Source organism: Stenotrophomonas sp. LC732 (genome assembly GCF_052446685.1).
GTDB classification, from domain to species: Bacteria; Pseudomonadota; Gammaproteobacteria; order Xanthomonadales; family Xanthomonadaceae; genus Stenotrophomonas; species Stenotrophomonas muris.
Genome location: NZ_CP199214.1, coordinates 956,517 through 977,963, shown reverse-complemented (window position 1 = coordinate 977,963; position 21,447 = coordinate 956,517). Strand labels below are relative to the sequence as shown.

The following is a 21,447-nucleotide window of genomic DNA, read 5'->3' as shown; positions in this document are numbered from 1 at the left end:
CCCGCGTGCCGAAGACCAGGGCGGCGGAAAATTCATCCGCCGCCCTGTCAGCTCAGGGCGCCTTGTCCTTGCCGGCCACGGGCGCGGTCGTCGCGGTCTTGCCCCCCAGGCTGCGCGCCAGGAACGCCAGCAGCTTGTCGTAGTACTCGCTGCGATGCGCCTCGGTGTAGAAGCCGTGGCCTTCGGTCTTGTAGTACAGGCTTTCCACCGGTGTGCCGGCGCGCTTGAGCGCCGCTTCCATGCGCTCGGTATGCTGGATCGGCGCACGCTTGTCTTCGCCACCGGCCGCGAGGAACACCGGCACCTTGATCCGTTCGGCCAGGTTCACCGGCGACACCGCGCCCAGCTTGGCCGGATCACCCAGCCATTCGCGCAGGTAGGTCACGCCTGAGCCGCGGTCCTGGATATCGCCACGGGTGTACATCATCGGCAGGTCGTAGACCCCCACATAGCCGGCCGCGCACTGATACAGCCCGGGTTCGCGGGCGGCCCCCATCATCGCCGCGTAGGCCCCGTAGCTGGCGCCATAGATGCAGATGCGACGAGCATCGGCGATGCCTTCGCTGATTGCCCAGCGGGTGGCATCGGTGACATCGTCCTGCATCGCCGCGCCCCACTGCTGCGCACCGGCCTGGGTGTGGGCCCGGCCGTAATTGCCCGAACCACGGAAGTTGACCTGCAGCACGGCATACCCGGCGGCGGCCAGCATCTGGGTTTCGCGGTCGTACTGGCCGGAATCGAAGATGTCGAACGGACCGCCATGCGGCATCACCACCATCGGCAGGTTGCGGCCGTTGCTGCCGGCCGGCAGGGTCAGGAAGCCATGCAACGGCAGCCCGTCCCGCGCCTTCAGTGCAATCGGCTTCACGCTGGCACTGCGGTCCACGTCAATCCAGTCGCTGCGGCTGATCAGGTGGTCAGCCTTGCGCGCCACCGTGTCGTAGACGTAGAAATCGCCCGGGTTCGAGCCCGACCAGGTTTCCACCAGCACGACACGGCCATCGCGGGTGCTGGAGGTGATGTAGACCGGCCCTCCGAAGGCGGCTTCCAGGCTGCGGTACAGGCGCGCCTCCGGCGACTTCTCGTCGAAGAACCGGGTACGCGGCGTATCGCCCAGATAGAGCGCGCCCACCGGCACGTGGGTGCCGGGCCGATGGATGATCCGATACGGATTGACCACCTCGTCGCGCAGCAGCGTGGCACGCTCGCCGGTCTGCGGGTTCCAGCTGACGATCGCGTCCGGGCCCTGGGTCTGCTCGACGTTGAGGTAGGCCAGGCTGTCATCGGCCGAGAAGCCGAGGGCGGTTTCGATGCGCTTGCTGACGGCCTCGTCGTTGATCAGCTTCCAGCTGTCGCCACTGCGTTCGCGGAAGTACAGCTTGTTGATGTTGTCGCTGCCCGAGCCATGCACGAAGCGCACTTCGCCGGCGCCGTCGGTGGTGAACTCGCCGCGCCGTACCGGCGAGGACGCCACCCGCGAGCGACGACCCGTAGTCACATCCATGCGATCTACGCGGGTGTACGGATCCTCGGCCAGCGGCCATACGGTCACCAGCACGTTGCGCTCGTCGCCCGGCAGGTCGTCGGCCAGGAAGGCGGCCACTGCTTCGACCTTCTTCGGCTGGATGCGGGTCCCCGGGCCCTTGCTTTCGACGCGATAGCCGACCAGCAGTTCGCCGCGGTTGCCGTTGGCGTCGATGGCATAGAGTTCGCCGGTGGGATTGGGTTGGTCGAGCGAGCCCCACTTCTGGGCCAGGCCGATCAACAGGCGCTCGTTGCTGACCCAATCGAATTCCTGCGCGTGGTTGCGGCTGGGCGGCCAGAAACTGCCGACCACCTCCTTGTCCTTCAGGCGCAGGATCGCGATCGCGGTGCTGTCCTCCCTCGGCACCGTTGCCGCTACGTACTCGCCCCCCGGCGAGATCTTGATGTCGGTGAAGGTCTCCCGGCGCAGGTACTGCGTCAGCTCCACCGCCCCCGCGCTGCCTGCGGCAACGCCCCCGATGACGGCCAGTGCGGCCGCCAGAATCGTCCTGTGCATCCTTCCCCTGCTCCTGTGGACACCTTGTCCTGGTCTCCGATTCTAGGCAGGGCAATGGGTTTCCCGCCAGAGCCGGAAAAGACGACGGCACCGTTGCCGGTGCCGTCGTTGCCACTACCTTGGAGAGAGTCAGGACGTGGGTTCGGGGGGCGTGCGCCGGGTCAGTGGACCCCGTGCACCGCCAACATGAGGGCCAGGATGCTGAGGATCACGGCGATGGTGCCGTCGAGCACGCGCCAGGTGCTGGGCTTGGTGAACAGCGGCGCCAGCAGGCGTGCGCCGAGGCCCTGCGCGGTCAGCCACAGGCAGCTGGCCGTGACCACGCCCGCAGCGAAGGCCATGCGGGCATTGCCGAAGTTCTCGGCGATGGAGCCGATCACCATCATGTCCAGCCAGAAGTGCGGGTTGATCAGCGAGAAGCCGACCGCGGCCATCAGCACCGCGCGGCGGCTGCCGTCGTCGCTGTCGGCCTCGCCCATGCCACCGCCGCCGGCGATCGCACGGCGTGCCGACTTCATCGCATACCAGGCCAGGAACGCGACACCGGTCCACAGCACGGCGGTGGTCAGCCACGGCAGCGCTGAAGTGAGCGTGCGCAGGCCGGCCACGCTGGCAAAGATGAAGATGGCATCGATGGCCGCGCAGGTGGCGACCACCGGCACGATGTGCTTGCGCAGGATGCCCTGGCGCAGAATGAAGGCGCTCTGGGCCCCGACCACGGCGAACAGGCCGATGCCGGTGGCTGCACCAGAGAACCAGGCACCGAGGCCGGTGCTGGCGGAGATGACCGAGAACATGGGATTCACTGCCTTGTATTGCTTGGGGGACGGTGCCTCGCGAAGGCGGACAGCACCGGAACGGGCGCCATTGTCGCGCCGCAACATGGAAAAGACGAGCTAAACTTCCTAAACCAACATTAGCGGAGCTTAATTCGATGCGCATCGATCACGCCCAGCTGCGCGCCCTGGCCGCGGTGATCCGCGAAGGCAGCTTCGACCGCGCCGCGCAATCGCTGAATGTCACGCCCTCGGCCATCTCGCAGCGGGTCAAGGCACTGGAGGACCGGATCGGCCGCCTGCTGGTCAAGCGTGGCACCCCGGCCACCGCCACTGCCGAGGGCCAGTTGCTGGTGCAGCTGGCCGAGCAGACCGCCCTGCTGGAACACGATGCGCTGCACCGCATGGGCCTGGCCGACGAGGACCTGCCCCAGGCCAGCATCCCGGTGGCAGTGAACCACGACAGCCTGGAAACCTGGTTTCCGCAGGCCGCGGCGCAGTTCGCGCAGGGTACCGGGACCACCCTGGACCTGCGCGTGGAGGACCAGGACCACACCGTCGAACTGCTGCGCCAGGGCACGGTGCTGGGTGCGGTGACCACGCTGGACGAGCCGGTGCAGGGCTGTCAGATCCACGCGCTGGGCAGCATCCGCTATGCAGCGACCTGCACCCCCGAATTCCGCGAACGCCACTTCGCCAAGGGCGTGACCGCGCAGGCACTGGCGCAGGCACCGGTGCTGGTGTTCAACCGCAAGGACGAAATGCAGTCGCGCTTCGCCCGGCGCATGGCCGGCGATGACTTGCCCAGCACCGCACCGACCTGGTGGATTCCGTCCACGCGCGCCTTCGTGCAGGCCAACCTGGGCGGCATGGGCTGGACGATGAACCCATTGCCGCTGGTCAAGCGGCACCTGGATGCCGGGCGACTGGTCTACGTACGCCAGCGCGCGTGGGAAGACGTGCCGCTGTACTGGCAGCACTGGAAGGGCGACGTGCAGACCATGGCCCTGCTGACCCGCGCCGTGCTGGATGCATCCTCGGCATTGATCCGGCGCAAGCGCTGACGCACAGCGCAAAAAGGGGACGGAGGGGATTAAGTCGCTTAAGGCCAATACGACATCCAAGGCAAATACGGCTTAATCCCCTCCGTCCCCTTTTTCGGGGCTCCATCGGATCTCCATCAAGCCTACACACCGGGTCCATGCGCGATGCGGATACTGGCGGGCCGACCATTACAAGGATGTCCGGCATGCCCGTGTACCTGCGCGATGCCCGCCCCGAGGATGCCGCTGCCTGCATCGACCTGCGTGGGCGCACCCGCGAGAACGCCTTCAGCGCCGAGCAGCTGGCCCAGCTGGGCATCACTGTGGACAGCTGGGCGGCCGGCATCGCCCAAGGCGATTCGATCGGCCGCGTCGCCTGGGAGGGCGAGCGCATGGCCGGCTACTGCTTCGCCGACCGCGACAGCGGCGAGGTGCTGGTGCTGGCCCTGCTGCCGGACTACGAGGGCCGCGGCATCGGCCGCCAGCTGCTGCAGGAAGTGGTCAGCCTGACCCGCGATGCCGGCCACCGGCGGCTGTTCCTGGCCTGCTCGGCCGACCCGCGTTCGCGCTCGCACGGCTTCTACCGCCGCTTGGGCTGGCGCCCGACCGGCGGGGTCGATGAGGCTGGCGACGAGATCCTTGAGCTGGTCTGATCCCACCGTCGCCGGGCATCGCCTGCCGCCCATGTGGCAGCACCGCGAAACGTCGGATGCTGCGTTGCATCAAAAAAGGACCGGATCCGGTTAGAATCATCGGTGGATGATGCAAGGCGTTGTTTCTTCACGCCCTTTCCCTGCCCCACGCGCATCCTGACCCCTTCCCCTCCGCCAACGATCCCGCCCCCATGAAGAAATTTGGCAAGGCTCTTCTCGCCCTGCTCGTGCTGCTGTTGCTGGCCGCCGCGCTGTTCCTGTACTGGCCGCTGACCCAGCGCTCGGTGCCCGCCGCCAGCAACGACAAGCCCGTCGATGTTGTGCTGGTCGGCGCCGGCATCATGAGCATCACCCTGGCCACCTACCTGCAGGAACTGCAGCCGGACTGGAACATCCAGGTCTACGAACGCCTCGACGGCGTCGCCGGTGAAAGCTCCGATGGCTGGAACAACGCCGGCACCGGCCACTCGGCGTTCGCCGAACTGAACTACACCCCGGAACTGCCCGACGGCAGCATCGAGACCAAGCGCGCGGTCGGCATCGCCGAATCGTTCGAGGTCTCGCGCCAGTTCTGGTCGCACCAGGTGAAGGAGGGCCGGCTGAGCCAGCCCAGCGACTTCATCAACCCGACCCCGCACATGAGCTTCGTCTGGGGCGATGACAACATCGCCTACCTGCACAAGCGCCAGCAGGCCCTGGTCAAGAACCCGCTGTTCTACGGCATGCAGTACTCCGAGGATCCGGCCCAGATCAAGCAGTGGGCCCCGCTGCTGATGGAAGGCCGTGACCCGAAGCAGAAGGTTGCCGCGACCTGGATGCCGCTGGGCACCGACGTCAACTTCGGCGTGATCACCCGCCAGCTGACCGCCGGCCTGCAGCGCAGCCCGAACTTCAGCCTGCACCTGAACCATGAAGTGAGCGCGCTGCGGCAGAACGCCGACAAGAGCTGGAACGTGACAGTGAAGGACCTCAAGGCCGGCACCGAATCCACCACCCACGCCCGCTTCGTGTTCATCGGTGCCGGTGGCGCCGCACTGAAGCTGCTGCAGATGTCGGGCATTCCGGAATCGAAGGACTACGCCGGCTTCCCGGTCGGCGGCCAGTTCCTGGCCTTCCAGGGCCAGGACGTGACCTCGCGCCATGGGGTGAAGGCTTACGGCATGGCCGAGACCGGCTCGCCGCCGATGTCGGTGCCGCACCTGGATGCGCGCAAGCTGGACGGCAAGCCGGTGGTCCTGTTCGGGCCGTTCGCGCTGTACAGCACCAAGTTCCTCAAGCACGGCTCGTGGTGGGACCTGTATTCCTCGGTCACCCACAACAACGTTGGCCCGATGCTGGAAGTGGGCAAGGACAACCTGGATCTGGTGCAGTACCTGATGGGACAGGCGCGCCTGAACGATGCCGACCGCCAGGCCGAACTGGTCAAGTACTTCCCCAATGCCAAGCCGGGTGACTGGAAGCTGGTCACCGCCGGCCAGCGCGTGCAGATCATCAAGCGCGATCCGCTGAAGGGCCCGGTGCTGCAGTTCGGTACCGAGATCGTGACCGACAAGGACCACACCCTCGCCGCCCTGCTCGGCGCGTCGCCGGGCGCGTCGACCTCGCCGCCGATCATGCTTGACCTGATGGCCAAGGCCTTCCCGGAGCAGATGAAGGCCGGCTGGGAAACCCGCCTGCGCGAGATCGTGCCGTCGTACGGGCGCAAGCTCAACGACAGCGCCGCGCTGGTCAACGAGATCCGCACGCTGACCAGCCAGACCCTGCAGCTGCCCTACCTGGAGGTGCCGGTGGACGCGAACGCGGCATCGCCCGCTCCGGCGGCGTTTCCGGCGCCGGCCAAGGAAAAGCGCAACGCCAACGAGGAACTGCAGGCGCTGTAAGCCCGCAGGTTCCTTTCGATGCAGACGGACGGCCACCTTCGGGTGGCCGTTTGCGTTTGTGCAGGCTACGCCTGTAGAGCCGAGCCCATGCTCGGCTCCGGCAAAAAGCAGCCGAGCATCGCTCGGCTCTACAGAAGCGATGCCCCGTGCCGGGAATCCTGCGCACAATGACGTGAATTGTAATGTTGTTAAGAATTATTTACATTTGCGTCCTGCGCAGTGACCGCGCCTCGCCCCAGACGGACCTGACCGTGCCCGAAGCCGCCGCCCCGGGTGCTGGACGACTGTTGCCGCCCCTCCCCGCCTCCACGCTTCGAGCCCACCATGTGCCTGACCTTCGATAACCGCCTGCCCCGCCGCGCGCTGCTGCCGGCCGCCCTGCTTTCGTCGTTGACCCTGCTGGCCACGCCCAGCGCGTTCGCCGCCACTGATGGCGCAGCCGACGCCAAGACCCTGGACCGGGTGAGCGTGCGTGCCGAACAGTCGGCGCCGCCGGCCAGTACCACGCGCCTGCCGATCACCCTGCAGGAAACCCCGCAGTCGGCCACCGCGATCAGCCTGCAGCGCCTGCAGGACGAATCGCTGTTCAGCATCAATGACGTGATGCGCAACGTGACCGGCGTCAGCGTGTCCTTCTATGACACGCAACGCCCGCTGTACTACGCGCGCGGCTTCGCCATCACCGACTTCCAGGTCGACGGCATTCCCACCTACAGCGGCTCGACCAACCAGGAGTACGACACCGCTTTCTACGACCGCATCGAAGTGATCCGCGGTGCCAACGGCCTGCTCAGCGGCGCCGGCGTGCCGTCGGCCACGGTCAACCTGCTGCGCAAGCGCCCCGGCAAGGAATTCGACGCGTCGTTCGCGGTCAGCGCCGGCAGCTGGGACTACCGCCGCATGGAAGCGGACGTAACCGCGCCGCTGACCGCCGACGGCCGCTTCCGCAGCCGCGTGGTCGCCGCCTACACCGATCGTGGCCTGTATTACGACCGCTACAAGGAAAACAAGATGGCCGGCATGGCGGTGCTGGAAGGCGATGTCACCGACAGCACCACGGTTACCGTCGGCTACCAGACCCAGGACAACAACCCGACCGGTTCGACCTGGGGCACCGTGGCGTTCTTCGACAACCAGGGCAACTTCGCCCATCTGGCGCGCTCGACCAACCTGTCGCCGAAGTGGAGCTACTGGAAGCGCGAAAGCAATACCGCCTTCGCCAACCTGGAACAGCGTTTCGGCGACCACTGGCTGCTGAAGATCAACACCGCCTACACCCGCGGCAACGTGCAGAACGTGCGCCTGTACGGCACCGGCAACCCGGACCCGGTGACCGGCGCGGGCATCTACCTGCGCGCGGCCGCCGGTGATTCGAAGGACACCCGCCGCAATGTCGATGCCTACCTGACCGGCAGCTTCCCGCTGTTCGGCCGCGACCACGACCTCACCGTCGGCGCGCAGTGGTCGGACCTGGAAGGCACCACCCATACCGTGGCGCTGAACTTCCCGGGCGACTGGGCGACCTGCGGGCGTGAGCGCTGCTACTACATCCCCAACGTGTTCAACTGGAACGGCGACATCTCCGAGGTGACCTACACCCGCACCGGCGCACGCCGCGTGGCCAAGACCACGCAGAGCGGCGTCTACCTGGCCACCCGCCTGCGCCTGGCCGAGCCGCTGTCGCTGATTGCCGGTGCGCGCCTGAGCCGCTGGGAAACGCTCAGCCGCTCGTACAACGCTGCCGGCGCCTATACCGGCACCAGCGGTGCATACAAGGTGAGCGATGAGGTCACTCCGTACGTGGGCCTGGTCTACGAGATCACCCCGAACGTGTCGGCCTATGCCAGCTACACCGAGATCTTCAATCCGCAAAACTACAAGGACCGCAACGAGAACCTGCTGGCACCGGTGCAGGGCTCGAACCTGGAAGCGGGCATCAAGACGCAGTGGTTCGATGGCCGCCTGACCGCCAATGCGGCGGTGTTCGAGGCCAAGCAGGACAACTACGCGGTGCGTGACATGAGCGTGCCGGAAGGTACGCTGAGCGACGGCAGCTCGGCCTATATCGGCATCAACGGCACCAAGGCGCGCGGTTGGGAGATGGACGTCAACGGCGAGATCCTGCCGGGCTGGACGGTCAATGCCGGCTACACCCGCGTCAAGGTGACCCGCGCCGCCACCGACCTGCTGTACGCCAATCCGCCCAAGGACCTGCTGCAGCTCAACACCCAGCTGCAGCTGCGCGGCGCGCTGGAGCGACTGAGCATCGGCGGTGGCCTGCAGTGGCAGAGCCGGGTGCAGGGCTACAACATCGCCTACCCGCTCGGCGGCACGGTGACGGTGAACCAGCCGGCGTATTCGCTGGTGCAGTTCAACGCCAACTACCGCATCAGCGACAACTGGACCGCGACGCTGAGCGTGCGCAACGCGCTGGACAAGACCTACTGGGCCAACCTGGACTACAACAACTTCGGCGAGCCGCGCTTCGTGTCGGCCAGCCTGCGCTGGAAGTTCTGAGCAAACGACGGGTGCAAGGTGGGTGCCGACCGTTGGTCGGCACGCCCTCCGCCACGACCACGGTCGTGGGCTACCTGAATGGGCCCGTCTCCGTGCGGGCCTTTCCTTTTGCTGCACTGCAGGTTGCACCCTACGCCGTAATTATGCCGTAATTATTCCAACACCCGTCGGAAGCCGGTCAATGAACCCGAGCTGGGATACGTTGGAACGCAGTCGCCAGGCCCGCCTGGAACGTGCCGCGCCGTGGGCCCGGGGACGCGAGGTCGCCGCCGGCGACGTAGGCGAGCTGCTGCATACACTGCTGGAGCCCGGCGACAAGGTCTGCCTGGAGGGCAACAACCAGAAGCAGGCCGATTTCCTCGCCCAGGCCCTGGCCGATCTTGATCCGGCCCGCGTGCACGACCTGCACATGGTGCAGTCGGTGCTGTCGCTGCCCTCGCATCTGGATGTATTCGAGCGTGGTATCGCTTCGAAGCTGGACTTCTCGTTCTCCGGCCCGCAGTCGGTGCGCCTGGCCAACCTGGTGGCTGAAGGGCGCATCCAGATCGGTGCCATCCACACCTACCTGGAACTGTTCGGCCGCTACTTCATCGACCTGACCCCGCGCGTGGCCCTGGTCGCCGCGCAGGCCGCAGACCGGCACGGCAACCTGTACACCGGCCCGAACACCGAAGACACGCCGGTGATCGTCGAAGCCACTGCCTTCGGTGGCGGCATCGTCATCGCCCAGGTCAACGAGATCGTCGACACCCTCCCCCGCGTCGACATTCCCGCTGACTGGGTCAACTTCGTGGTGCAGGCGCCGAAGCCGAACCACATCGAGCCGCTGTTCACCCGCGACCCGGCGCAGATCTCCGAGATCCAGGTGTTGATGGCGATGATGGCGATCAAGGGCATCTACGCCGAGTACGGCGTGAACCGCCTCAACCATGGCATCGGCTTCGATACGGCGGCCATCGAACTGCTGCTCCCCACCTACGCCGAATCGCTCGACCTGAAGGGAAAGATCTGCCAGCACTGGGCGTTGAACCCCCACCCGGCACTGATTCCGGCAATCGAATCGGGCTTCGTCAGATCGGTGCATTCGTTCGGTTCGGAACTGGGCATGGAGAAGTACATCGCCGCGCGAGGCGATGTGTTCTTCACCGGCGCCGATGGCTCGATGCGTTCCAACCGCGCGTTCTCGCAGACCGCCGGCCTGTATGCCTGCGACATGTTCATCGGTTCCACCCTGCAGATCGACCTGCAGGGCAACAGCTCCACCGCCACCCGCGACCGCATTGCCGGCTTCGGTGGCGCACCGAACATGGGCTCGGACGCACGCGGCCGCCGCCATGCCAGCGAGGCCTGGATCAAGGCCGGCCAGCAGGCCGCGCGCCCGGGCGAGATGCCGCGCGGGCGCAAGCTGGTGGTGCAGATGGTGGAAACCTTCCGCGAGCACATGGCACCGGCCTTCGTCGAGCGGCTCGATGCCTGGGAACTGGCCGAACGCGCGAACATGCCGCTGCCGCCGGTGATGATCTACGGCGACGACGTCAGCCATGTGCTGACCGAGGAAGGCATTGCCAACCTGCTGCTGTGCCGCACCCCTGAGGAGCGCGAACAGGCGATCCGTGGCGTGGCCGGCTATACCGCCGTGGGCCTGGGCCGCGACCGCGCGATGGTGGAAAACCTGCGCGACCGCGGCGTGATCCGCCGTCCCGACGACCTTGGCATCTCCGTGCGCGATGCCAGCCGTGACCTGCTGGCGGCGCGTTCGGTGAAGGACCTGGTGCGCTGGTCCGGCGGTCTGTACGACCCGCCCAAGCGCTTCCGCAACTGGTAAGGGGCTGAGCATGGAAACCCTCGACTATCGATTCGAAGGGCACACTGCGGTGCAGTTTCCGCGCGACGCGGTGCTGGTCGGCGTGCTGGCCTCGGGCAACCTGGAAATCCTGCTGGAGCCGGCCGCACTGGACGGCGCGATGACGGTGCGCATCATCACCGCCGCGAAGGGTTTCGGCAGCGTGTGGCAAGCGGTGATCAGCGACTTCGCACAGCGTCATCCGCTGCGCGATGTACGCATCTCGATCAACGATGCCGGTGCGACCCCGGCGGTAGTCAGCCTGCGCCTGGACCAGGCCGTGGAAACCCTGCGTGCTGGAGATCCACGATGAACCGGACGCAGCGCTACAGCTACTACGAAGCCGATGCGCGCGAGCGTATCGCCAGCCTGGTCGATGCCGGTTCCTTCAGGGAATTCCTCGGCCCGGCGCGGCGGATGATGAGCCCGCACCTGGCACAGCTCGACCAGCCCGCGGCGTTCGACGACGGCATCGTTGTCGGCGAAGCCACGCTGCGTGGCCGACGCGTGCTGCTGGCCGCGCAGCAGGGTGAATTCATGGGCGGCGGCGTGGGCGAAGTGCACGGTGCCAAACTGACCGGGCTGCTGCGCCGCGCAGCCGAAACACATCCCGAAGGCGTGCTTCTGCTGCTGGACACCGGTGGTGTGCGCCTGCACGAAGCCAATGCAGGGCTCATCGCCATTTCCGAGATCATGCGCGCCACCCTGGACGCGCGTGCAGCGGGTGTGCCGGTGATCGCGCTGATCGGCAGCGGCAACGGCGCCTTCGGCGGCATGGGCATCGTCGCCCGCTGCTGCAGCACGGTCATCATGTCCGAAGAGGGGCGCCTGTCGCTGTCCGGCCCGGAAGTGATCGAAACCGTGCGCGGCGTGGAAGAGTTCGATTCCCGCGATCGCGCGCTGGTCTGGCGCGTAACGGGAGGCAAGCACCGCTACCTGATCGACCAGGCACAGGTGCTGGTGCCCGATGCCATCGAGGCCTTCGCGCAGGCGGCCAGCAACGCGCTGCAGCCTGATACCAGTAGCACCGATCCGGATACTGCACTGGCTGCGCTGCAGGAACGCCATGCGGCATTGAAGGCGCGCGTGCAGGCCTGGGGCGATTGCCGCGATGGCCTGGAGATCTGGGCCCGCCAAGGAATCGCAGCCCCCGAGCGACTACCGCTGCTCGACACCGATGAGTTCCTCATCGCCACCGCCGACCGGAGCCTGCCATGAGCATGCCGTTGCAGAACCTGCTCGATGCCCTGTTCCCGCGTGGGCATGCCATTGCGGTGAACGATTCGGTGCTGACCGGCAGCGCCACCACCGAGGATGGCGAGGTGACCGTGATCGGTACCGCCGACAAACTTGAAGTCGGCGTGGACCACGCACTGGCACTGGCCGAAACCGTGCTTGCCAGCACCGGCGCTCATCCACAGCGACCGATCGTGATGCTGGTGGATACCGCCGGACAGCGCCTGGCGCGGCGCGACGAACTGTTGGGCATCAGTGGTTACTTTGCGCATCTCGCGCAGACGCTCGATCTGGCACGCCGCCGTGGTGCGCGCCTGATCACCCTGGTCTACGGCGAATCCGTCAGTGGCGGCTTCCTCTCATTCGGCCTGATGGCCGACCACATCCACGCCCTGCCCGATGCACAGGTGCGGGTGATGGACCTGCGCGCAATGGCGCGGGTGACCAAGCAACCGCTGGAGAAGCTGCAGGCGCTCAGCCAGAGCTCGCCGGTATTCGCGCCGGGCGTCGCCAACTACGTGGCGATGGGTGCGGTGGACTCGTTGTGGGAAGGCGATCTTTCCCAGCACCTGCTGCAGGCCCTGCGCACACCCGCCGAAGGCGACCGACGTGCCGCACGCGGCGCACAGCGCGGCGGTCGCGCCCTGGCGGCAGCGGTTTCGACTGCGGTGGCCCACGGCGATGCCTGAGCGGCCCGCCCGCCACACGCTGGCCTGGCTGTCGGCCGAAGCCGACTGGCGGGCTGACGTGACTGGACACGAACCGCGCCTGGCAGCATGGTTCGCACAGGGCCTGCCAGCCATGGTGGCACGCAGTGCGGCGGATGATCCCGACCCGCGGCTTCGCCTGGGGGTGCCGCTGCCGCCAGGCGAAGGCAAGCAACGGCTGGCGCTGCGCGTGGCCCTGCAGGACATCCAGCACCTGCAGCCTCCCCCTGCCCTGGATCAGATTCTCGCCGGCGGCGTTCCGGCTGATTGGCAGGCGGCACTGCAGGCAATGCTGCGGCTTGCACCGGCCCGCGTGTTCGGCGCCTTCGCCTGGCAGCACCTCAGCGGTCTGCCCTATGTGCACGCACGCTCGGACATCGACCTGCTGTGGCAGGTGGGCGACGCGCGCCAGGCCGACCTGCTGGTCGAGCGCCTGCAGCACTGGGAAAGCGCCTTCGGGCATCGGGTCGATGGCGAACTGTGCCTGGTGGATGGTGGCGCGGTGAACTGGCGCGAATACGCCGGGCGCACCCGCGAGGTACTGGTCAAGCGCCTCGATGGTGCCGCACTGGAACTACGTGATGCGTTGTTCGCCTCCACCGGGGTGAGCGCGTGAACGCCCTCGTGCAACCGGAGGTCAGACCAGCTGCCGTGGACAGCGCGCGTCTGGGGCGCCTCGCCATCGCCAGCCTGCACGCCGAACTGGCCCTTGCACCCAAGCCAGGGTTGGTCACCCCCTTCGACAGCGGCAGCCACCACGACATGGACGCCGGCACGTTCCTGCGCAGCCTGTTCACGCTGCGCCACTACTTCATCGCCGTGGCCTGCCTCGGTGCAGCCGAGGCGGACTTCAATGCCTTGCGCCGGTGTGGCATCTCCGCCGAAATCGCGATGCTGCGCGCGACCGCCGGCATCAACACTCATCGCGGCGCGGTCTTCAGCCTTGGCCTGCTGGTGGCCGCCTCCGCTGCCTGCCGGGACCGCGCGGGCCGTACCGCCGCAGCCGAACAGGTCTGCCAGGAAGTGCGCCGCTGGGCTGCCGAGCTCGCCGACGCACCTCTGGATGCGAACAGCCCCGGCCAACGCGCGCGCGCGCGGCACGGCGTGCAGGGCGTGCGCGAACAAGCGGCCGCCGGCTACCCGCTGCTGCGCGACGTGGCATTGCCTGTCCTGCGCCACGCACTGGCCAGCGGCCTGCCACGCGAGGCCGCGATGTGCCAGACGCTGATGCAGCTGATCGCGTGCGTGGATGACCTCAACCTGCTGCACCGTGGCGGCGCCAACGGCCTGCGCTGGGCCCAGCAACAGGCGCGAGGCTTCCTCGATGCCGGTGGCGCCTTCGTACCCGGCTGGCAGGCACGCCTGCACAGCATCGGTGATGGATTCGTCGCACGCCGGCTGAGCCCCGGCGGCAGTGCCGACCTGCTGGCCTGTGCCTGGTTCCTGCTGCAGCAGGAGGTCGCATGAGCCTTGCCCTGCTCTGCCCCGGCCAAGGCGTCCAGCACGCGGAGATGTTCGAACGCGTGCGCGATCTTCCGGCCGCACGCCACATCCTTGATCTGGCCAGCACGGTGCTCGGACGCGATGTATTTTCCGCCGCTGGGGCCGAAGACCGCTTCGACAATGCGCAGGCGCAACCGCTGCTGTGCGCGGCCAGCCTGGCGCAGTGGCAAGGACTGCGCGACTGCGTGCCAGCGCCGACGCTGATCGCTGGCTACAGCATCGGCGAGCTCGCCGCGCACGCCATTGCCGGCAGCTTCGATGCGGCCACCTGCCTTGCCCTTGCGGCGCAGCGCGCGCGATTGATGGACAGCGCCAGCCCCGCCGATGCAGGCCTGCAGGCGGTGCTTGGCTTGGAACGCCATGTACTGCAGCCGCTGTGCGATCTGCACGGTGCGCACGTGGCCATCGCCAACGGGCAGGACCATTTCATCGTGGGCGGCACGCACGCCTCGTTGCAGCGGCTGGCCGATGCAGCGCGGGCGCAGGGCGCGGACATCCGTCTGCTGCCGGTGCGCGTGCCCGCACACACACCATTGCTGGCGGCGGCGGTCGCACCGTTCGCTGCCGCACTCGATGCATCGCCACTGCAGGCCCCACGCCTGCCGCTGCTGGCCGGCATCGATGCGCGACCGGTGCGGGATCGCGCAACGGCAGTCAACACGCTTTCGTTGCAACTGGCGCAGACCATCGAATGGGCGCAGGTGATGCGCCAGGCCTTCGAGCGCGGCGCGCGGGTATTCCTGCAGTTGGGCCCGGGCAACGCGCTGGCGCGCATGGTCGCGCCGGCCTATCCGTGCTGCGAGGTGCGCGCGGTGGAAGAGTTCCAGAGCCTTGAAGGCGCGGCGGCATGGGTCCGCAGCGCGCTGGAACGGCTGCAGTAACGGGTTCGAGCAGTACGTATCACGCAACACGCCGTACGTCGCCTTACCCCGGGATGGCGGGTCTCCATCCGCGCTGTACGTGAGTCACGTGTCTGGGAGGGCGCATGAGTCCACAAATCGCAACGATCATCGGTCTGGTGATCATGTTCATCGTCGCCACCGCGATGCCAATCAACATGGGTGCCGTCGCTTTCGCGCTGGCCTTCATCATCGGCGGGCTGTGGGTCGACATGGGCGGCAAGGAGGTCCTGGCCGGCTTTCCCGGCGATCTGTTCCTGACCCTGGTCGGCATCACCTACCTGTTCGCCATCGCGCAGAAGAACGGCACCATCGACCTGCTGGTGCACTGGGCAGTGAAAGCGGTGCGCGGCCATATCGTGGCCATTCCGTGGGTGATGTTCGTGATCACCGCGGTCCTCACCGCGTTCGGCGCTCTGGGCCCGGCCGCGGTCGCGATCATCGGCCCGGTCGCCCTGCGCTTTGCCAAGCAGTACAACATCAATCCACTGATGATGGGCCTGCTGGTCATCCATGGTGCGCAGGCCGGCGGCTTCTCGCCCATCAGCGTGTACGGCAGCATCACCAATGGCGTGGTGCAGAAAGCCGGGCTGGAAGTGACCGAGATGGCGGTGTTCCTGACCAGCCTGGGCTTCAACTTCATGATGGCGACGATCTGCTTCTTCGCCTTCGGTGGCATCGCCCTGCTGCGTCGCGGTTCGATCACGGCAGCGGGAACGATCGGCAATGCCGAGCTGGCGATGGCCGGTGGCCCGCAGGCATCCTCGCGCCAGTTCGCGATCGAAGGCCATGGCGCGCTGGTCGCGGCGGGCGGCGGCACCCTGTCCAACGATCCGGCGGCACTGGATGAGGTCAGCCTGACCCGCGAGCGGTTGTTCACCCTGATCGGCCTGCTCGGCCTGGGCGTGGCCGCGCTGATCTACAACCTCAACGTCGGCCTGGTCTCGATCACCGTGGCTGTCGCGCTGGCACTGCTGTCGCCACAAAGCCAGAAGGGCGCGGTCGATGGCATCAGCTGGTCCACCGTGCTGCTGATCTGCGGTGTGGTGACCTACATCGGCGTGCTGGAACATGCCGGCGCGGTGGACTTCATCGGCAATGGCGTGTCCGACATCGGCATCCCGCTGCTGGGTGCACTGCTGGTCTGCTACGTGGGTGGCATCGTCTCTGCATTCGCCTCGTCGGCCGCGGTGCTCGGCGCAACGATTCCATTGGCCGTGCCGTTCCTGATGCAGGGTCACCTCAGCGCCGCTGGCGTGATCTGCGCGCTGGCGGTGTCGTCCACCATCGTCGATGTCAGCCCGTTCTCCACCAATGGCGCACTGGTGGTGGCTTCGGCAGCCAAGGAAGAGCGCGAGAGCCTGTTCCGTCGCTTCCTGGTGTACAGCGGTCTGGTGGTGGCGCTGGGGCCGTTGCTGGCCTGGCTGGTGTTCGTGGTGCCAGGCTGGATGTAACCGCCATCGGGTCGTGCCGGCCGCTGGCCGGCGCGACCTGGCGTTACACTCTGCGCATGGCCATTGCCCCTGCCCCGCGGTCACCGAAGAAGCGCGCGCCTCTGTACGAAGAGGTGGCCGAACACGTGCGCGAGCGCATCTATGACTACCGGTTGCCGCCGGGCGAGTGGATCGACGAGCCCGCGCTGTGCAAGGAACTGGGTATCAGCCGTACGCCCCTGCGCGAGGCGTTGAAGCTGCTGGCAGCCGAAGGCCTGGTGCAGATCGATGCCGGTCGTGGCAGCCGGGTCACCCGGCTGACGCTGGAAGACCTCAACCAGCTGTTCCCGGTGATGGCCATGCTGGAAGGCCGTTGCGCACACGAGGCGGTGAGGCACATCGACGATGCCGGCGTGCAACAGCTGGAGGCCCTGCATGCGGCGATGGAAGCGGCGGCGGCCGAGGGCAACATCGCCGAGTACTACCGCAACAACTACCTGATCCACGAAACCGTGCAGCATTACGCCGGCAACCCGTGGCTGATCCGCATCACCCACGACCTGCACCGCATCCTGAAGATGCATCGCGGCCGCCAGCTGCTGACCCCAGGGCGCACCGCGCAATCGCTGGCCGAGCACCGCGAGCTGATGGAGTGCTTCCGCCGCCGCGACGCGCAGGCCGCCGAACGCACCATGGAACGCCATCTGCTCAGCCAGGGCCAGGCCCTGGCCGCCTATGTGGCGGCAGGCGGGCTGTTGAACGTGCCGGCGCCCTTGCCGACCGAAGGCGGCGGCTGAGCGGATGTGGTTGCCGGCCAGCGGCCGGCACTACCGGGACGTGCCCTTGGTTGGACTGTTGAACGTGCCGTGGGCGCTTGCCCGCCGAAGGCGGCGGCTGAGCGGATTTGGTTGCCGGCCAGCGGCCGGCACTACCGGGACGTGACCTTGGTTGGGCTGCTGAACGTGCCGTGGCCGCTTGCCCGCCGAAGGCGGCGGCTGAGGGGAAGAGGTTGCCGGCCAGTGGCCGGCACTACCGGGACGTGACCTCGGCGGGTTAGTGCCGGCCGCTGGCCGGCATCCCGAAACGTCTGATCAATCGCCACCGCAGCTGCCGCCGTCCCCCCCACCACCATCACTGCTGCAGTCGGAGCTGCTGTAGCTGTGATGGCTGTGGCTGTCACCGGAATAGCCAACGGAGGTGTCATGGCTTGCGCCGCCATCCCCCCGGCTGCCTGAGCTATCGGCCGTGGCCACTGCCAGGCACAGGATGGCGCCGACCAGCGGCAGCAGCCAGACCAGCAGCAGCTGCACCGCGCGGCCACCCGCCGACAGGCCATCACGCCTGACGATCACCACGGTAGCCGCCACGTTCAGGCCCAGCACCAGCAGGACCAGCAGAAGGGCAACGATCAACATTCGGCGGCTCCATGCCTGGACTGGAGGGCATTATGGGCCTGCCAGCCCGGCAATGGCCCTGCCCGTCATGAAGATGGGACAATGCAGGGCGCGCCTGCCTGCTTCCGGGCCGCCGGCGCCCCCCGCACCACACGGAAGAAGAAGAACAACAACATGCTGAAAGTCATTTTCGATACCGACCCGGGCGTCGACGACGCCCTGGCCCTGCTGTACCTGCACAAGCACGCCCAGATTGACCTGATCGGCGTCACCACCACCTTCGGCAATGCCTCGGTGGAGTCGACCACGCACAACGCGCTGTACCTGAAGCAGGCCTGGGGCTTCGCCGCCCCGGTCGCGCGCGGTGCCGGTGGCCCGCTGCAGCCGGAAGCCACCCCGGAAGCCTGGCCGGTGCACATCCACGGCCACAACGGCCTGGGCAACCACCCGGTGCCGACCGAACTGGACGTGGCCGCCGACGCGCGCCCCGCTCACCAGCTGATCATCGACCTGGTCCGCGCCCATCCGGGCGAAGTGACCCTGGTCGCGGTCGGCCGCATGACCAACCTCGCGCTGGCCCTGCAGCAGGCCCCGGACATCGCCGGCCTGGTGCGCGGCGTGGTGATCATGGGCGGCGCGTTCCACGTCAACGGCAACATCACCCCGGCCGCCGAGGCCAACATCTGGGGCGATGCCGAAGCGGCCGACGTGGTGTTCACCGCCAGCTGGCCGGTGACTGCCATCGGCCTGGACGTGACCACCCGCGTGGAAATGGACCGTGACGGCCTGGATAAGCTGGCTGCGATCGGCGGTACCGACGCCGAGCTGGTGCGTGCGCTGTCGCAGGATTACGTGGACTTCTACCTGCAGGCCGGCCACAAGGGCATGGTCGTGCATGACTGCTGCGCGTGCATCGCGCTGACCCGTCCGGAACTGTTCCAGTTCGAGCGCGCCAGCGTGCGCGTGGCCACCGACGGTGTTGCCCGCGGCATGACCATCCCCAAGCCGGAAGGCCTGGCATTCGGCCCCAGCGTGTGGGACGGCCACGTGTTGCAGTCGATCGCCATCGGCGTTGATGCGGCCGCGGTACTGGCCGACATCGAGCAGACCCTCAAGGTCTGACCCGCTAGCGCTTGGCCCTGCCCGGGACCGTCTCGGGCAGGGTCCACAGCACCGGCAGCACCAGCACCGCCACCAGCGCGATCATCGCGCCCGGCGCCGCCGCCCAGCCGCTGCGCTCTACCCACCATTGCGCCAGCCACGGCGTTGCCCCGCCGAAGAAGGCAGTGGCCATTGTCACCCCCAGTGCCAGCCCGCTGACCCGGCCTTCGCCGGGGAACTGTTCGGCCGTGGCCGGGGCCGCCACCGCGCTTACACCACCGGCCACGCAGGCCAGCAGCACCGCCGCCAGCGCGATGCCCAGCGCCGTCGCCTGCGCCATCCACGCAAACAGGGACAGTGGCAACAGCGCTGCCAGCACCGTCAGGCCCAGCAGCATCGGCCGCCGCCCGACGCGGTCGGACAGTGCGCCGCACAGCGGCGTAATCGCAATCACTGCCACCGCCGCAATTGTCGAAAGCCACAGTGCATCGCCCTCATCGTGGCCCTGCGCGTGCAGGAATGCGGGCACATAGGTGATGCCCACGTAGTAGGTGATCGATCCCAAGGCCGAGATCGCGAAGGTGCGCGCCACCGCCAGCGGGTGGTGCTGCAGCACATGCCGCAGCGGCGTGGCAGGAATGCTGCCTTCGCGGCGCTGGCGTTCGAACTCAGGCGATTCGTGCATGCCCGAGCGCGCGACCAGGATCACCAGTGCCAGCGCAGCGCCGACGAAGAACGGAATACGCCAGCCCCAGCTGTCCAGCTGCGCGGGCGCGAGCAGCGCCACGGTGACCGCCGAGATCGCTACCGCCAGCAGTGCGCCTACTTCACTGGCGGCCGAGGCCAGCGAGGTCACCAGGCCACGCCGCCGCGCCGGTGCGCTTTCCAGCAGGTACGCCACCACGCCGGTGTACTCACCGCCCACCGAAAACGCCATCACGCAGCGCAATACCAGCAGTAGCACGCCCGCCGTGGTACCTGCGGTGGCCGCGGTCGGCAGCAACGCAGTGGCCAGCATCGCCGCCGCCATCAACGCCATCGAAGCCAGCAGCATCCAGCGCCGGCCCAGGCGGTCGCCCAGGTGGCCGAAGCACAGCGCGCCCAGCGGGCGCATCAGGTAGGACACCGCGAAGCCTGCCAGCGTGACCAGCAGCGCCTGTTCGCCGCCGCCGAAGAACACCCGCGACAGCACCGTGGCGAAATACAGGTACAGGGTGAAGTCGTACCACTCCACTACCGTGGACAGGCCCGCCACCCACATCGAGCGCTGCCGCGCCGCGGTCATTGCGTGTTCGCCTTCAACAGCCTCGGTCCCGGTTGCGCAGGTTCGGGGCAGGATGTCATGGCCCGGGTGAAATACCGGTCATCGGCCATCCGCTGCCTGCATGTACTGGGTTTCATGGCCGGTGAAGCGCTCACCGTCAAAACCGAAGCAGAAGCGCCCTTCCTCGAACACGCGGTAGACCAGCAACGCGCCATCGAGGCAGAACTGCTGCCGGTCCACGCCCGTCTCCAGTGTCCCGTAGCCGGTAGCATCACCGCCCATTCCCGCCGGCCCGGTGAACGCATCGAACGGCAGTGGCGTCGCCCTGCCCGTGCGGGTATCGACCAGCACCAGCGTGCGCTGGAAATACTCCGGACGATCATCGACCTGTACCAGCAGGTAGTGCCGGTTGAAATTGGGTTTCTGATGCTGGAGGGCATCTTCGATGGCTGCGCGGTGCCGCGCATCGCAGAAGTCGACCGGGCTGTAGCGGTAACTGCAACCGTCGTGGTCGTAGGGCAGGTTCATGCCGGAATAGCTGATGCTTCCCTCGCTGTCCACGTCGTGGCCCAGTTCCGGGGTGCTGCACAGCAGCCACGAACGCTGCGCATCTTCGGGATCGGCCATCAGCTTCGGCTCGCGGCCCGCCTCGTAAGCCGCACCACCCGGGAAGTCCTGGCCGAAACGCTGGCGGACGATGGGACGTGCCTTCTCCAGCGGCAGGCCGATCCTGGCCCCACGGAACGAAACGAATGTCATCGTCGGCAGGATCACCTCTTCCACCGGCAGCCCCTTCCACTGCCCCTGCACGCAGAACGTGGCGATCTCGTTCTCCACGTCTTCCTTGCAGGGCTTCGGCGCGTTCGCCGCCAACCAGGGATGGGCCGGGCGCCCGGTCTGCTGATCGATGTACCAGCCGTCCAGCGCGCAGGTCGGCAAGGCGTCGAGCAGCGGAGAGAGATCTGTTGCGGTGGCCGGGGCGGCAGGCGGTGTGCCCGCTGCGAGTGCGTCGGTCGGTGCGTCCGGTGTGCGCTGGCAGGCCGCCAGCGCGAGCAGACCGACCAGCAGCGCGACGTGGCGCGGGCGCTGGATTGAATGCTGCGTTCCCTGCATTGCGTGCTTCCTGGTTTCGACACTCCCTGCAGATGATCGCCGAT

The 21,447-nt window shown here is 67.4% G+C and carries 19 protein-coding genes; 14 read left to right on the top strand and 5 right to left on the bottom strand.

The genetic code is table 11. From position 1 onward, the window contains the following. Positions 1 to 52 precede the first annotated feature (52 nt). Entirely contained in the window at positions 53 to 2,041 is a 1,989-nt protein-coding gene (locus tag ACT6SE_RS04755) for an alpha/beta hydrolase family protein (RefSeq protein WP_046429487.1), read from the bottom strand. Between the two features lie 161 nt (positions 2,042 to 2,202). Beyond that, positions 2,203 to 2,838, bottom strand: a complete 636-nt coding sequence (locus ACT6SE_RS04750) for a LysE/ArgO family amino acid transporter (protein WP_046429485.1) — start codon at positions 2,836 to 2,838, stop codon at positions 2,203 to 2,205. Between the two features lie 137 nt (positions 2,839 to 2,975). Between ACT6SE_RS04750 and ACT6SE_RS04745 the strand changes: the two genes are divergently transcribed. From ACT6SE_RS04745 to ACT6SE_RS04685, 13 genes are all read left to right on the top strand, one after another. Next, the gene (locus ACT6SE_RS04745) at positions 2,976 to 3,881 is read left to right on the top strand and encodes a LysR family transcriptional regulator ArgP (protein ID WP_049406408.1); all 906 of its coding nucleotides are present in this window, start codon (positions 2,976 to 2,978) and stop codon (positions 3,879 to 3,881) included. 185 nt (positions 3,882 to 4,066) lie between these two features. Continuing rightward, positions 4,067 to 4,513 carry a GNAT family N-acetyltransferase gene (locus ACT6SE_RS04740; protein ID WP_014646343.1) on the top strand — a complete coding sequence of 149 codons (447 nt, stop codon included), beginning with the start codon at positions 4,067 to 4,069 and terminating at the stop codon, positions 4,511 to 4,513. A gap of 191 nt (positions 4,514 to 4,704) precedes the next feature. Further along, positions 4,705 to 6,393 carry a malate dehydrogenase (quinone) gene (mqo, locus tag ACT6SE_RS04735; RefSeq protein WP_444811103.1) on the top strand — a complete coding sequence of 563 codons (1,689 nt, stop codon included), beginning with the start codon at positions 4,705 to 4,707 and terminating at the stop codon, positions 6,391 to 6,393. A gap of 324 nt (positions 6,394 to 6,717) precedes the next feature. Continuing rightward, complete coding sequence (locus tag ACT6SE_RS04730; protein ID WP_014646341.1) at positions 6,718 to 8,910, top strand: TonB-dependent siderophore receptor; 2,193 nt, start codon at positions 6,718 to 6,720, stop codon at positions 8,908 to 8,910. Positions 8,911 to 9,091: 181 nt separating this feature from the next. Then, positions 9,092 to 10,735 carry a malonate decarboxylase subunit alpha gene (gene mdcA, locus ACT6SE_RS04725; protein ID WP_046429459.1) on the top strand — a complete coding sequence of 548 codons (1,644 nt, stop codon included), beginning with the start codon at positions 9,092 to 9,094 and terminating at the stop codon, positions 10,733 to 10,735. Positions 10,736 to 10,745: 10 nt separating this feature from the next. Then, a complete protein-coding gene (mdcC, locus tag ACT6SE_RS04720; RefSeq protein WP_014646339.1) occupies positions 10,746 to 11,066 on the top strand; it encodes a malonate decarboxylase acyl carrier protein in 321 nt (106 codons plus the stop codon). Further along, on the top strand, positions 11,063 to 11,971 hold the full coding sequence (locus ACT6SE_RS04715; RefSeq protein WP_014646338.1) for a biotin-independent malonate decarboxylase subunit beta: 909 nt from the start codon (positions 11,063 to 11,065) through the stop codon (positions 11,969 to 11,971). Before mdcC ends, ACT6SE_RS04715 begins: the two co-directional genes overlap by 4 nt. Before the next feature lie 2 nt (positions 11,972 to 11,973). Continuing rightward, the gene (mdcE, locus tag ACT6SE_RS04710) at positions 11,974 to 12,678 is read left to right on the top strand and encodes a biotin-independent malonate decarboxylase subunit gamma (RefSeq protein ID WP_046429472.1); all 705 of its coding nucleotides are present in this window, start codon (positions 11,974 to 11,976) and stop codon (positions 12,676 to 12,678) included. Then, positions 12,671 to 13,312 (top strand): malonate decarboxylase holo-[acyl-carrier-protein] synthase, encoded by a 642-nt coding sequence (gene mdcG, locus ACT6SE_RS04705; protein WP_046429456.1) that lies wholly within the window; start codon positions 12,671 to 12,673, stop codon positions 13,310 to 13,312. The genes mdcE and mdcG overlap by 8 nt, the downstream gene beginning before the upstream one ends. A 35-nt stretch (positions 13,313 to 13,347) precedes the next feature. Beyond that, positions 13,348 to 14,163: a triphosphoribosyl-dephospho-CoA synthase MdcB gene (mdcB, locus tag ACT6SE_RS04700; RefSeq protein WP_014646335.1), complete on the top strand. Its 816-nt coding sequence runs from the start codon at positions 13,348 to 13,350 to the stop codon at positions 14,161 to 14,163. Further along, complete coding sequence (gene mdcH, locus ACT6SE_RS04695; RefSeq protein WP_014646334.1) at positions 14,160 to 15,080, top strand: malonate decarboxylase subunit epsilon; 921 nt, start codon at positions 14,160 to 14,162, stop codon at positions 15,078 to 15,080. Before mdcB ends, mdcH begins: the two co-directional genes overlap by 4 nt. Positions 15,081 to 15,184: 104 nt before the next feature. Next, positions 15,185 to 16,552 carry an SLC13 family permease gene (locus ACT6SE_RS04690; protein WP_014646333.1) on the top strand — a complete coding sequence of 456 codons (1,368 nt, stop codon included), beginning with the start codon at positions 15,185 to 15,187 and terminating at the stop codon, positions 16,550 to 16,552. A 56-nt stretch (positions 16,553 to 16,608) separates the two neighbouring features. After that, a complete protein-coding gene (locus tag ACT6SE_RS04685) occupies positions 16,609 to 17,328 on the top strand; it encodes a GntR family transcriptional regulator (protein ID WP_014646332.1) in 720 nt (239 codons plus the stop codon). Positions 17,329 to 17,622: 294 nt separating this feature from the next. Here ACT6SE_RS04685 and ACT6SE_RS04680 read toward each other — a convergent pair whose 3' ends face one another. Next, positions 17,623 to 17,946: a hypothetical protein gene (locus ACT6SE_RS04680; RefSeq protein WP_046429454.1), complete on the bottom strand. Its 324-nt coding sequence runs from the start codon at positions 17,944 to 17,946 to the stop codon at positions 17,623 to 17,625. Between the two features lie 153 nt (positions 17,947 to 18,099). Here ACT6SE_RS04680 and ACT6SE_RS04675 point away from each other — a divergent pair, with 153 nt between their 5' ends. After that, the gene (locus tag ACT6SE_RS04675) at positions 18,100 to 19,047 is read left to right on the top strand and encodes a nucleoside hydrolase (RefSeq protein ID WP_046429470.1); all 948 of its coding nucleotides are present in this window, start codon (positions 18,100 to 18,102) and stop codon (positions 19,045 to 19,047) included. A 4-nt stretch (positions 19,048 to 19,051) separates the two neighbouring features. Here ACT6SE_RS04675 and ACT6SE_RS04670 read toward each other — a convergent pair whose 3' ends face one another. Both ACT6SE_RS04670 and ACT6SE_RS04665 read right to left on the bottom strand, forming a co-directional pair. Beyond that, positions 19,052 to 20,311: an MFS transporter gene (locus ACT6SE_RS04670; RefSeq protein WP_046429451.1), complete on the bottom strand. Its 1,260-nt coding sequence runs from the start codon at positions 20,309 to 20,311 to the stop codon at positions 19,052 to 19,054. Between the two features lie 78 nt (positions 20,312 to 20,389). Beyond that, positions 20,390 to 21,403, bottom strand: a complete 1,014-nt coding sequence (locus ACT6SE_RS04665; RefSeq protein ID WP_046429450.1) for a hypothetical protein — start codon at positions 21,401 to 21,403, stop codon at positions 20,390 to 20,392. Positions 21,404 to 21,447: the final 44 nt, after the last annotated feature.